This window comes from Pseudomonas sp. Leaf58 (assembly GCF_003627215.1).
Taxonomy (GTDB): domain Bacteria; phylum Pseudomonadota; class Gammaproteobacteria; order Pseudomonadales; family Pseudomonadaceae; genus Aquipseudomonas.
The window spans coordinates 87,655-99,759 of the sequence record NZ_CP032678.1; the positions used below are offsets into that span (position 1 = coordinate 87,655).

The 12,105-nt window shown below is 55.2% G+C and carries 12 protein-coding genes; 5 read left to right on the forward strand and 7 right to left on the reverse strand.

Annotation, left to right across the window (positions count from 1 at the left end; all coding sequences use genetic code 11):
• The first annotated feature begins 6 nt into the window (after positions 1-6).
• Genes DV532_RS25615 through DV532_RS25625 form a run of 3 tightly spaced genes read left to right on the forward strand, consistent with a single transcriptional unit; the run spans position 7 to position 2,887 of the window.
• A complete protein-coding gene (locus DV532_RS25615) occupies positions 7-423 on the forward strand; it encodes a hypothetical protein (protein WP_156675981.1) in 417 nt (138 codons plus the stop codon).
• Positions 423-2,378 (forward strand): DotA/TraY family protein, encoded by a 1,956-nt coding sequence (locus tag DV532_RS25620; RefSeq protein WP_120715404.1) that lies wholly within the window; start codon positions 423-425, stop codon positions 2,376-2,378. The genes DV532_RS25615 and DV532_RS25620 overlap by 1 nt, the downstream gene beginning before the upstream one ends.
• The gene (locus tag DV532_RS25625) at positions 2,321-2,887 is read left to right on the forward strand and encodes a DotA/TraY family protein (protein WP_162948989.1); all 567 of its coding nucleotides are present in this window, start codon (positions 2,321-2,323) and stop codon (positions 2,885-2,887) included. The genes DV532_RS25620 and DV532_RS25625 overlap by 58 nt, the downstream gene beginning before the upstream one ends.
• Before the next feature lie 110 nt (positions 2,888-2,997).
• On the opposite strand, the gene DV532_RS25630 is transcribed toward DV532_RS25625, so the two are convergent.
• A complete protein-coding gene (locus tag DV532_RS25630) occupies positions 2,998-3,366 on the reverse strand; it encodes a hypothetical protein (protein ID WP_056799878.1) in 369 nt (122 codons plus the stop codon).
• 203 nt (positions 3,367-3,569) lie between these two features.
• Here DV532_RS25630 and DV532_RS25635 point away from each other — a divergent pair, with 203 nt between their 5' ends.
• On the forward strand, positions 3,570-4,811 hold the full coding sequence (locus tag DV532_RS25635; protein WP_056799876.1) for a hypothetical protein: 1,242 nt from the start codon (positions 3,570-3,572) through the stop codon (positions 4,809-4,811).
• A 91-nt stretch (positions 4,812-4,902) separates the two neighbouring features.
• On the opposite strand, the gene thyA is transcribed toward DV532_RS25635, so the two are convergent.
• A complete protein-coding gene (thyA, locus tag DV532_RS25640; protein ID WP_056799873.1) occupies positions 4,903-5,880 on the reverse strand; it encodes a thymidylate synthase in 978 nt (325 codons plus the stop codon).
• Positions 5,881-5,951: 71 nt separating this feature from the next.
• A complete protein-coding gene (sbcB, locus tag DV532_RS25645; RefSeq protein ID WP_056799869.1) occupies positions 5,952-7,613 on the reverse strand; it encodes an exodeoxyribonuclease I in 1,662 nt (553 codons plus the stop codon).
• Positions 7,614-7,729: 116 nt separating this feature from the next.
• Between sbcB and DV532_RS25650 the strand changes: the two genes are divergently transcribed.
• Positions 7,730-8,080 (forward strand): hypothetical protein, encoded by a 351-nt coding sequence (locus DV532_RS25650; RefSeq protein WP_056799867.1) that lies wholly within the window; start codon positions 7,730-7,732, stop codon positions 8,078-8,080.
• 48 nt (positions 8,081-8,128) lie between these two features.
• Here the strand turns inward: DV532_RS25650 and DV532_RS25655 are convergent, their stop codons facing one another.
• From DV532_RS25655 to DV532_RS25670, 4 genes are all read right to left on the reverse strand, one after another.
• A complete protein-coding gene (locus tag DV532_RS25655; RefSeq protein WP_236707509.1) occupies positions 8,129-9,094 on the reverse strand; it encodes an ATPase, T2SS/T4P/T4SS family in 966 nt (321 codons plus the stop codon).
• A 57-nt stretch (positions 9,095-9,151) separates the two neighbouring features.
• Positions 9,152-9,700 carry a type 4 pilus major pilin gene (locus DV532_RS25660; RefSeq protein WP_056799861.1) on the reverse strand — a complete coding sequence of 183 codons (549 nt, stop codon included), beginning with the start codon at positions 9,698-9,700 and terminating at the stop codon, positions 9,152-9,154.
• 139 nt (positions 9,701-9,839) lie between these two features.
• Positions 9,840-10,907, reverse strand: a complete 1,068-nt coding sequence (locus DV532_RS25665; RefSeq protein ID WP_056799859.1) for a type II secretion system F family protein — start codon at positions 10,905-10,907, stop codon at positions 9,840-9,842.
• Positions 10,908-10,941: 34 nt separating this feature from the next.
• Positions 10,942-12,003 (reverse strand): hypothetical protein, encoded by a 1,062-nt coding sequence (locus DV532_RS25670; RefSeq protein ID WP_162948990.1) that lies wholly within the window; start codon positions 12,001-12,003, stop codon positions 10,942-10,944.
• Positions 12,004-12,105 lie beyond the last annotated feature (102 nt).

Genomic DNA, 12,105 nt, shown 5'->3' on the forward strand with positions numbered 1-12,105 from the left:
AGAACCATGAGCCAAACTCAGATCAAATCGAATCTGAAATTCAAGTCTCTGGCCGAAGATGTGAAGGCCCGCGTACGACAAGAAGAGGATCTGGCCGAAGATCAGGAATGGATGGAAGCCGATGAATTCCGCTTGCGCTACCGCAATGTGAAGATAGCCGCGCTGAGCGCGGCATTTTGCGCGCTGGTGTCATTCATCATGATCGCTTTCGCCAACACCATGCAGGAATTTCTCCTCGCACTGCTCTCGATGCTGGTGCTAAAATTGTTTTACGTGAAATTGAGTTTTTTGCTGTGGGCATCTCGACAGATCTTGGAGACAAGGGAAGTCAAATTCCTGCGCATTGGCGACTATTTTGCGGCAGTGTGTGCAGATCCACGTCAGCTTCTGCCATTGCCTATCGCCCCTAAGGTGAAACAATAATGACAATAAGAAAACACCTGGCTAATTTGCTGCTGTTTGTTTCATCGGTTTTTGCATCTATTGGTGCATACGCCGCAACAGCCGCTGAATCAGCTCAAGCCACGAGCTTCATGCACGATATCCTGGGTGCGACACCATCATCTACCGACCTGGCCGACCAAAGCCTGGTCATGCTGTTCGGCACCTTCATCTTTAAGCCCTTCGGTGGCTATCCCGGCACGGGCGAAGTCACCACCGTGCTGTCCCAGGTACTGGGCTACTCCAACATCGTGGCCATGATTCTCGGGGTCGTGATTCTGTCCTATACCATCCTCGGCGGCGCGGTTAAAACTGCCGCCGATGGCCAATTGCTCGGCCAGGGGTGGTCAAGCGTCTGGCTCCCCATGCGCACGGCCACTGCCTTTGGCTTGATCACACCGGTTTCTGATGGCCAGGGAGTCTTCTCTGTGGCCCAGTCGCTGGTGGTCTGGATGGTCATCGTGGGCTCGAACGCTGGCACCTGGGTGTGGGAAAAAGGGGCTGAAGTATTGACGGTAGGCAGCCCTGCCATTCCGACCACGGCGGTCTATGATTTCAACGCTTACCGCAATGTTGTCGAGGTGTTGCATTGCTCGGTCGTTCGCCACAAATACCTGGTCTCCAAGGGGGTTTCCGGGGCCCAGACCGGCAATCTGAAATATAGCTTGGGCAGCAACGCCACGGTGAAGAAATTCTCCTATTCCAGTGGCTACACCCTGAATTTTGCTGAACTGAAAACCCTGAACTCGATCAGCTTCACTGATTGTGGCACCATCGCGTTCCCGAACAACACCAACGTGATGGGTGTCTACAACAGCGCGACATCCGGCACCACTGCTGAAAAAACCACGCTCAGCCGCATCCTGAACACCCAGAGCTGGGAAGACACCATTCGGACGAATTACGAAAGCAACATTCCGACTGCTTACCTGGCATTCCTGAACAACGTGCTGGGCAAGGTTGTCACGCTCTCTGATGGCCCAACCCGTGGCGAGATTGAGGCGGCACTGACCAACTATTCGTCCAATCCGGCTGACAAGGCTGTCTACGACAAGGTGGCTACCAACGCTGCGACGCTGAACGAGATTGGCAGTGCATATCGCACCTACATCGCCGAAGCCAAAAACAAGATTGTGACCCCGGATATCGCCAGTCAATGGAAAACCACCATGAAAGAGGGTGGGTGGATGGCTGCAGGCGCTTGGTTCTTCGAGGCCTCCAGGTTGCAGTCGGTGGTGTACAACTACCTGACCAGCCTCACCTCCAGCGCCACGTATGAGGGTAAAGCGACCAATTACGTGACGGGTTGCGGCTTCTTCCACTTCACCAGTTGTGATTCAGCAGCCAAGGATCAGGAGTCGCAGCTGCAGCGGATCGAGGCCCTTCAGAAAGTCGCCAGCACCTCATCTACAGGTTCGAGCAGCACCCAGGTCATCGAACTCTCGGCGGGCGCTTCGGGCACGCTGGACGCTGGTTTCTTCAGCAGTGTGAGCAGCGCCATCGCCACAATGTTTATGAATGGTCTGATGAACTTTGGCAGCACCCAGGCAGTTGGCTCCAGTATTGGCCTGGTTAGCGGCATGACCACCAACACCTCCGGGATGCTTTCGCCGTTCACCGCCATTTCGTCCATGGGGCGTGGCCTGCAAAGCATCAACGAAACCATCTGGGCGATCGGTTTGGTCGCAGCAGGCATGGCAGGTGGTGCTGACAATGCCGCAGGTGCACTGCCGTTGCTTGGCGCGGCAGGTGGTGGTGTAGCGGGCGTGCTTCGTTACTTGATCGCCACGCTGGTACCGCTGATGGGCGCCTTGCTCGGCATGTCCTTTGTGATGGCCATGGCCATTCCATTCATGCCTGTAATTACTTGGATCATGATGTGCTGCGGCTATCTGCGACCGTCATCGAAGCAGTGGCAGCAGCGCCACTGGCTGTGATCATGATGGCGACCCCGGAAGGGGATGGTATCTCCGGGCAGAACATGCAAAAAGCCCTGCAAATGATCAATGCCATCATCCTGCGGCCAACCTTGAGCATTGTCGGCCTGTTTGCCGCGATGACCCTGTCGTATGTAGGGTTCAGCTTGATGAACACGCTGTTCTGGAAAGTGGCGGGCATGAACACCTCGCTGGGCTTGTATGAAATTATCGGCCTGATCACCATCTACATCAGCATGACGATGAAAATGTGTGAATACATGATTTCGGTTATGTACAAGATCCCGGATCAAATCCTGGATTGGATGGGCGGCGGTGTCTCCCGTCCGTTCGGTGAGCAGGAATCGATTGGCGAAATGAAAGGCGCCCTGGGCAAAGGCTCCAACCTCAATGAAAGCTCGTTCAAAGCCGTCAAGGGTGAGCATGACCGCAGCGTGGCCAAAGCCCGGTGGGAAAAGCAAAGGAAGTTCTATGACAGCATGATGGGTGAGGATGACAAGAAGGAGTAATCCTTCAGTCGCAACCCACCAGGGTGGCCGTGAGGGCCACTCTTTCGTTTGGCCAAAGAAAAACCGCCGAAGCGGAAGCCAGGGCGGTTTGTTCATTGCAGGCAGAGCGATCAGGCGGTTTGCGTTTCACCCTGAGCGCGATCGATCAGGAAGCGTGGCGGCTTGATGGCCCAGCACAGCAGGGTCACAACCACATAGAATCCCAGCTGGCCAAAGATCGCCGCGCTCGCGATAAACACCGAAGAACCCTCTGGCATCATCCAGGCCAGCAGTGCCACGGGGGCCGTCAGGATCTGGAAGAGGGTGGCGTAGAGGTCGACATTATCGCTGGCCAGCAGGTCGAAGGTGCTCAGCAGGCCGCCAGTGAGATAGGTGCTCAGCTCCGAAAGCGATGCGGCATCGTAGAGGATGCCCATGCACACACCGGCAGGCAGAACGAAGAATTTGAATACATACCAGATAACTGCAATGGCTTTCATGTCCATCTCCCTGCCGAGGCAATAATTTGTTGGCTGTCGTCAGTTTATGTTTTATGGCCAAATTGTCAAGGGTTTTTTGATGGTCGTTCCTGAGTATTTTGCATTGGTCGGGTTTTTGGGTTTGACCATTTATTTATGCGTATATTGCAACCTGACAATCTCCCCGTGCCATAATGGTGTTAAGAACCTTGAGGAGCATTCCTATGCAATTGTTTTCAGGCCTTGGGGCCAATACACCCATTGATCAGTACCAGGTCAAAAGCTGGTCTCAAGCGCTCGGTCGTGAAACCGTCATGGCCTCGTTGGAGCTCGATGAGCACGGCATCCTGCACGTGAGCGCTACCGACGCAGGGGCGGCATACTATGCCACACTGGGCCTTCCGGAAGCTGCTGATGGTGCTTATGTCGTCAACCTGCACGAAGCTCCCACATCGCTGATCGCCAAGGCCTTGGGGTTGCCAGGTGGCGATACCGCCTTCGAGCGCTCAATGGCCAAAACCACGGGTGAGTCTCCGACCGGGTATGACATGCTGGAAGCTGCCCTGCAAGGCCATCCTGCGCAGAGTGGTCGCTTGGTCGCAGGGGAGGAAAAGGGTTCCCGTTTCGTGAAAATTGACGAGAAGCAGTTCGTTGAACCCAATGCCACCAGCCTCCCGGACTTGGCCAGTTTCTATGTCAGGTCGCAAGACACCTATCAAGGCATGGTCAAGACTGACGTGCTGATCAAGGATGGCTCGGAGATCATCCCGGCCTACATTGTCTCGGTGCAGCCAGGTGCGCATGAAAACGCCAGAGATCGCCTGGCCATCTATGCAGCAACCTTGCTGGAAGCTGAAAAAATTGGCCATGTCGTCGCAGATAAAATGCGCGGTTTCACCACCACCGCTGATGGCCTGCCGGCCCTGATCTGTCAGGACGCGACCCGCCCGACCTTCGGGATCGTTGCGATTGGGCAGTCGGCCAGAAATCCCAATGTCGCCCTGGTCTCTGTCGAGCACGCACTGCTGCATGCCAAGTCCTCAGTGGAGCCTGCCGGCGCCTTCCAGTTCGAGCAGAGCCAGGAAGTCATTCGGGCCTTGGCCAAGGCCAGCGCCCTGCGTGAATTTGCACAGGACGCCAAAGGCCTCTCGGCAATCCCACCTGGAAAACTCGACGGTGGTGTGCGCATTGGCAGGCTGGACATTCCCCGCCACATGACCATTGAATACCTGTCCCTGACTGCCCAGTCTGAAGCCCACACCCTCTCAGGCCCTGTGGCTGCGCTCAGCAAGCGCATCTCCCTCAATGCCACCGAGGTTGAAGACCAGATATCACAATTGCTCAAAGCCGTTTCACGCACGGCTGCGGGGCTGGTGGCTGAAATCGATCGTACCGTCTCAGCGGAAGTTTCTGCGCCAGAGCCGGAAAAACAGGTCAAGGGTCACAACGATTACGGGCTCTCCTGAGCAGGTCAGCAAGAAGAAAAAAGGGGAGCCTAAGCTCCCCTTTTTCATGCAGCGGTGGCAGCGACCCATCATTTTGCCACCTTGACCCCCTTCAAACCGCCATGGGTGCGGTCAGCACACCGTGATGCTGGTAGTCTTTGAGGGCAAAATCACCAGGTTCGATCAGGTCGAGCCATTCCGGCTGGTATACACCGGTCACCGCAAAATCAGGCACGCGCTCACTGATCTCCAGGGTAGGAAGTGGTAGCGGTTCACGAGTCAATTGCTCGCGCACAACATCGATGTGGTTTTCATAGATATGTGCATCGCCACCGATGATGTAGTTGATCCAGCGTGGCGTATAGCCGGCCAGGCGGGCAAACAACGACAACAATGCGGCAGCCTCAGCAAGATTCATGCCAAGTCCGAGGAAGGTGTCATTCGAGCGAAGGTAGAGGGAGATGGAAAGCTCTTTCTTAACCGGGTTCGGTAGGAATTGGTACCAGGCATGACAACTCGGCAGGGCCACACTTTCCAAATCTGCGGGGTTCCAGCCGTGGAAAATGATGCGCCTGTCCTGCGGGTTGTGCATGATCTTGTCCAGGCATTCGCGCACCTGGTCAATTTCCTTATACAGCACTACGCAGTCTTCATTGTCCGGGTTCTTGAATTCAGCGAGAATCTCATAACCCCGCCCCAGGGCATCCTTGATTTTCTCCAACTCGGTTTTTTTCAGTCGTTTGTAAGCCGGCCATTTGCGCCATTGCACCCCGTAGATAGGCCCCAGGTCATCATGCCCTTCGCGGTAGGGGTTGTTCAGCCATGCCTGGTTCTCGTTGGCATTTTGATCCCAAACCTTGCAGCCCAGGGCCCTGAATCCTGCTGCACTGGAGGTAGCACGTAGAAAGCCTACAAGTTCTCCCATTGCTGTCTTGAAGGGCAAGCGACGGGTGGTGATGGCCGGAAAACCCGCCTTCATGTCAAAGCGCATGGCTGCACCTGGAACACTGAGGGTTTTAACCCCGGTTCGGTTTTCCACCAGGGTGCCTTCACCCAAAATGTGAGTGAGTAGATCGTGGTATTGTTTCATCGCGAAAATCCCCAGGCTGAAAAAATGTCCACCTGGTGGGGCCAGGTGGACGTGATGGCTAACCCTGGCAATTAGGGCTGATAGTCGAGTCCCGTCACGTTGTGTCGGGATTCACGGTTTTTCCGATCGGATTCGATCATGCCGATCTCGGTGCGACCAACCTCCGGGGAGGTCGATTTGTTCTGCAACTCGGCACTCAGCTCCTTAAGCGACTCGATCATGGCGAGGTTCTGCTCGACGAATGCCTCCATTTCCTTGACCGCACGCTCCTGGTCAGGGGTCAGCGCGGTGCTGGCGCGCACTTCGAGCAACTCCGCCTGGTACATCGCGTAGTTGCGAGCATTCTTCGGAGGGTTCTCCTTGAACCAGGCATTTTCAAGGTGCTTGACCCACTCGCTGAGCTCTTCTGGGGTGTATTTGTCGAGGGCAATGACCTGGTCTGCATGGTTGGCCCACTTGGCGCGCAGCGAGAGGTCAAAAGCGCGCAGGCGATCCCTTGCATTGAGGGTGGCGAGCTGGTGGGGATCGGTGCTGATGATTTTGGGCTGCAAGCCTTCAAGTCCCTCGGTTTGCACTGGGCGGCGCAGGGATGAACGCAAGTTCTGTTCGTCACGCCCGAACATGCCCAGGCTGTAAATCCCTTCGTACACGTCCTCACAGGGCGGGAAGACACTCTTCATGCCTTCCTGGAGTCGCTCCCTGAAGCCTGGATCAGCCTCGATCATGGCAGCGTGCTTCAGGCAGCGTTCGATATCCAAACCAGCGCGCTGGAGCACGTCCTGGCGCTGATTGAAGATGTTGAGCCCACACACCAGTGGCTGCTTGTTGAGGGCAATGGCGCGAATCGAGGTGATGCCCTCGCCGTCGCCCAGGTCATTGATGCTGGTGAACATGCGGCGGTTGATCTCGCTGGGCGACAGACTCAGCAGCTCGGTGGGATCCTCGCGCAGGTCAATGCTCCACATCTTGGTCTTATTCTGCACGCTGTCCATGATCACCGGCAGCATGATCGACAGGTGCCCTTGCTCACGCGGGAAAAACGAATTGATGACAGCCAACGGCTTGCGCTGCAGCACCAGGTCACTGGCAACAGTTTTGTCCGACAAGCTCAGGAAGTAGTCGAACAGCTTCGGACTGTTCTTCTTGACCAGGCGAAGCAGGTCAAGTGTCGCCATCACGTCGAACCGGGCGTCGTGCGCATACTCAAGCTTGATGCCGTTCTCCGCGCACAGATCGCCGAGCTTGAGAGTGTAGCGACCGGTAGCAGGGCTGATCGGCCAACGCAAGGTTTCCGGGCGCAATGCAAAGGCCAGCATGATCAGGCGCATGGCATCACCACGGGTGTTGCCGTTTCGCCATTCATGCTCGTAAGGATCGATCATGGTGCGGTAGAAAGCATTGCGCACCATTTCATCGTCGTAACCCTGCGAGTTGAAGCCCATCATCATCGAAGGAACGCTCGACCCCATGAACCACTCGCGAATACGGCCTGCCGCTTCCCACTCGGTTACTCCATTCTTGAGCAGGGACTCGATGGAAATACCGTGAATGGCGAATGCCTTGGGCCCTGGCACAACATCCGCTCGGGGCTTGACGTCGATCACCAGTTCGCTGCCAGGGATGATATTCAAGTCCTGGTCGACCTTCAGGCCGGCAAACTGCAAGATCTGGTCATGATGGTGCGAGAGCCCTGTGGCCTCAACGTCATACAGCGCAAATTCAATAGGTTTCAAGGTGGCATTCGCTCTGGAAATTGACAATATAGCCCTAAATGAAATGCTTGCAAACTATCATTCTGGGCAGATAGGTTTAGAATAACATGGGAGAAAACCTCTTTGGATCAATAACAATGAAAATCATACCCCTCAAAGAAAAGCACAAGCTGTCCGAAACGGACATTAGCAACCTCAGTCAGTGGATGATTAGCGGCAAGAGTCTGGAAGAGATGGCTTACAGCTTCAACGATCGCATTTCCGTGCCGCAGATCTTCATCGCAGCCGGGATCCTGGCCAAGGAAATGTATGACACCACGCTCGCCGAACTGTGCCCTCACCTGGTAGAGGAGCGCAGGGCGCTAAGTGAATCAAAGCATGGCCAATGGCAGGAAAAAAAGACCGAAAACCGCGTGCTGGACATGCTGCGCAAGCTGGTGGAAGACCTGACACTGTATGAGTACGAGATGATCATACGCCCAGCGTAATACCCCTGAAAAAGCCTGCTCAATTGCAGGCCTTGTCAGGAAAAGTGATCAATCGAGCTTGCGAAGCTCGATGGGCAGGTTGAGCTGAAACGCTTTGCGCTGCTGCAGCAGATCGTTCTTCAGGGTGTCTAGCGGCAAATTCCTGGCACGGATGGTGCCGGCAACGGCCTGGGTATCCAACAGGGCGTCAACCACCAGCCTGGCCTTGGCAGCCCCAGGCTGGGTCATCAGCTGCTGATGGAGGGCCATGCGAAAGCTCGAAGACAGCAGTTCCCTGACTTCTTCGGCGGTGAGGGTACGAGCCGCCATTGAGCACAGTCGCTGAATGGATTGAATGATGTTGCCGGCATGCATGGTCAGCAGCACCAGTCGACCGTCAACCGCTGAACGCAGGGCCAGGGCCGCCGTTTCCGTGTCCCTGACTTCCCCGATCATCATCATCGCATTGGTCTTGGCGGGATAAGCGCGTAATGCTCCGCGAATAGCCTGGGCAAACTCTTCCTCACCGGATACAGGTCTTTGGAAGCAAATGCCCCCGCCATGATCGCCCTGCAAAGGCATCTCGATCGGATCTTCAATGGTGATGCAAATGCCTGAGTACCGCTTCAAACGCTCAACAATGACCGAAGCCAGGGTGGTTGACTTGCCGTGCCCTGGGTTGCCCGATACGATGATCAGGCCGCCCTTGTTCATCCGCTCTGAAGTCAAATGATGGGCAATCGGTGGGGGCATGCCAAGATCCTTCATGGAAAGGATCTCCGAGGGCATTTTGCGCAGGATATACCATTCACCATTGGCGCTTGGGAAATAGGTGCAGCGGAAAGCCACTCTGCCGTCAGACAAGGTGCAGTCTTCAAGGCGCTTTTTCTTGGCCTGTTCTACCAAAAAAAGAGCACCTGCATGCATCTCGGGTGTTAGAGGTCGTTTCCCTGGATAGCTGTACCCAGCCTTGGGGTTTTCAATGGGCAGGTAAAGGTCTGTAACCGTCTCAAAGGGTGAATTGATAGCGTGCATCTTCAGGCCTTTTCTGTATGCGAAAAAAAGGGCAGCCTCAGCTGCCCTGATTTTTTGTTAGCGTGCAGTCCAGGACATCGAGACTTCGCCCGAAGAGCCGCAGCCGCTGGTTGCTTGGGCCACGGTGGTGACAGTGGTGGTGCCGGCAACCGCTTTGTCGAAGTGACGGAAGGTGCGGGTCATCAGATCGACGCAGGTGGCGGCTGGAACCTTGGTGAAGGTCACAGTGAAGCTGTCATTTGCCACGTTGGTGGTATCCGGCACGATGGTCACAGCGCCAGTGTTCTGGTTCCAAGGGTGGCGGAAGCGCGAGGCAGTACCCGAAGCGCCACCAGTGCCAGAACGAACCAGCATGTTTTCTGGGACGTTGCCGAAGCGCATCGCCACATCAGCGGTCAGGCCGGTGTAGTCACCCTGGGTGGCAAACTGGTTGCGGATCACGGAGGTCAGGGCTGTGAGGCTGGCGGTGGCTTCCTGAACCTTGGACGATTCGTTAGCCGAGTTGAAGTAGACGAGGGCGCCGATGGTAATCACCGCCATCAGTGCAACAACCATCATGGTTTCGATCAAGGTCGCACCGGCTTGGCGACGGAAATTTAGCTTCATAGCATTACACCTTTTCTTGTTTTTATTGTGGTTGGGTAACGGTTCAAACAATATCACCTTAAGTCGAATCCTTCAAGCCAATATATGGCTAAAGCATAATTTTTTGCTGTCCGTCACTATTGGCGTTTTGACAATGGCATCAGATGTTCGCAGCCTGGCCCATGGCGTTGGCAACTGCGTTGAAGCACATATAAATCCACCCGACATAAGCCGTAATGCCGAACATGGCACCCGCGTTGATAAGGCTTGAGATGACCGAAATCCTTTCGATCCCGCGCTTGACCGATTGGCGACCGATTTCATTGATCGCCTGCTGGAAATTAGCGTTATTGCTCATCATGTGCACGCTAACCATCATCTCTTGCGAGAGCAACCCAGTGTCCATGGATTCTGATAGCGACAACCCGTCCGCAATGTTGACGATCATCCGATCAAGGTGGTCTTGAAGATAAGCATCTGAATATTTGCTCAATTTCCCCATTGCATCCACGAACGGAACCCCTGAGCGCATCAATGCGGCGAGGGATATCAGCAGGTTGGCGCTGTGAAAGGCCTTGTAAAAGCTGTAGGGTGGGAACTTGTCCAGATACTTGCGCAGCGTGCCGGTTGTTCTAGGCAAACTCCACCCAACCAGCACAGCCAATGCTACGAGCGCCAGGCCGACAAAAATCCCCTTGTTCTGCACGAACATGGCTGTGGAGTACATGCTTTTAGAGTTTTCCGGCCAAAGACTTGGGTCAATCACCTCGGCGATACGCGGAATGATTTTCAGCGAGAAGAAGTAAATAAGCCCAATCAGAGCGAACACGAGCACCACAGGGTAAGAGAGCTTGTTAACAATCACCGACTTCATCTCTGTGGCAGCACCCACAGCATCAATGGTGTTCTGCATGCCACTGACTGGGTCACCACTTTCCATACCTGCGCGCACGGACATTGCCTCGTTGGCAGGCACCCACCTCGAAAGTGCCTCCGAGAAATCAATCCCCGAGGACATTTGCAAAGAAATGTCTTCGAGAATGGTCACCTGATACATGAACCTTCTTGCCTTCGCTTTCTTGATCGAAGTCGACAGATCGGTCACGATATCGTTTATGGCCACACCTTGCTGGAGGTAGTCCAGGAAGGACTGGTACATATTTTTACGCGCATCAGCGCCAAACTGAAACTTTGTCCACCACTCTTTTGCCGCCAAAGTGAATGTCATAGTAGGCTCCAAACTTCATCCATAGCCCGAAGGTTCAGTCTTCGGACTGGTCTTTCGAATCAGCTTTTGCTGGCTTCTTGGTTGCTGTCTTGCCTGCTGGCTTGACCCCAGTTTTGGCGGTCGCTTTCCCAGCGGCCTTTCCTGGCGCTTTCGCTGCCACCTGACCCTTGGTTTTCTGGGCACGAGCCACATCCAGGCTTTTCACATTGTCCTTGGATGCTTGTTCAGGGGTTGGCCCTGCGCCAGCAAGCAACTTCGATTTATAGGCCCTCGCCGGTTTAGCCTGAGCCTCCTTGGTCGTCTCCACGGACGGTGCTGTACTTGCATCAGCGCCAACTGGGGTCTCCTCCGGGAATTCGGTGGCTGCAGGCTTGCGACTACGAGCCTTACCAGCAGCGCCTGATTTCAAGGGAACCACGGAGGAGGGTTTTCTGGATTTTGCAGGCGCAGCAGGCTTATCAGCCAAAGGTGTTGGTTCCACCTGATCGGCGACCACTGCTGGCTGATCAGTCGGCAACCTGGCATCCAGGAAGGCCTGAACTTCTTCAATCGTCAGTCCAAACACCCGGACTTGCTCCGCTGGGTTCAGCGCGCCAAAAGCGTCCTGCAGGTTTGCAGCCTGTTGTTCCGGCACCAGGTCACTGGAGAGCAGTGCCTCAATGGCTGGTGCCGACAACCGGCCTTTCATGAACCGCGCACTGAGGTTGAAGCCATTTCGAGCCACTTCGGTTTCCAGGACTGTCTGAAGGGCTTCGAGGAATGCTGCCTCACAATCAAACTTAACCGAGGGCTCCGGTTGAACAACCTCAGACACGTCAACCACGGGCTCCTGTGCAACCAACTCAGGTGTGACCGGGATAACTTCAGCGATGGCCACCTCATCAACAACCTCAATCACCCCAGGCTCAGATGCGGACACCATCGATTCCGAGGTATCAGAATCCAGCTGTGCCCCAGCATCTGCAGCACCAGCCGCTTCAACATCTCCTTCACTGACACTCAGGTCAGGCACTTCCGGATCGTTCACCTGCGCTGAGGTGAGTGGTGGTGATTCAGTCTCAGCCACCTCTGTATGAGCAAGGGTCACAGAAGCCACCAGGGTCTCCTCTGCTGGGCTCGGGTGTGCTTGCTCCTGGGTATCTGCAACGAGGCTCGCTCCCGCTCGCTCTGCTTCAGGCGCCACCACAGGAGTCTCAGG

Excerpts from the sequence above, each read along its gene's own strand:
- DV532_RS25615 (WP_156675981.1), top strand. The coding sequence starts at position 7 with ATGAGCCAAACTCAGATCAAATCGAATCTGAAATTCAAGTCTCTGGCC.
- DV532_RS25620 (WP_120715404.1), top strand. The coding sequence starts at position 423 with ATGACAATAAGAAAACACCTGGCTAATTTGCTGCTGTTTGTTTCATCG.
- DV532_RS25630 (WP_056799878.1), bottom strand. The coding sequence starts at position 3,366 with ATGAAAGCCATTGCAGTTATCTGGTATGTATTCAAATTCTTCGTTCTG.
- DV532_RS25635 (WP_056799876.1), top strand. The coding sequence starts at position 3,570 with ATGCAATTGTTTTCAGGCCTTGGGGCCAATACACCCATTGATCAGTAC.
- thyA (WP_056799873.1), bottom strand. The coding sequence starts at position 5,880 with ATGAAACAATACCACGATCTACTCACTCACATTTTGGGTGAAGGCACC.
- DV532_RS25650 (WP_056799867.1), top strand. The coding sequence starts at position 7,730 with ATGAAAATCATACCCCTCAAAGAAAAGCACAAGCTGTCCGAAACGGAC.
- DV532_RS25655 (WP_236707509.1), bottom strand. The coding sequence starts at position 9,094 with ATGCACGCTATCAATTCACCCTTTGAGACGGTTACAGACCTTTACCTG.
- DV532_RS25660 (WP_056799861.1), bottom strand. The coding sequence starts at position 9,700 with ATGAAGCTAAATTTCCGTCGCCAAGCCGGTGCGACCTTGATCGAAACC.
- DV532_RS25665 (WP_056799859.1), bottom strand. The coding sequence starts at position 10,907 with ATGACATTCACTTTGGCGGCAAAAGAGTGGTGGACAAAGTTTCAGTTT.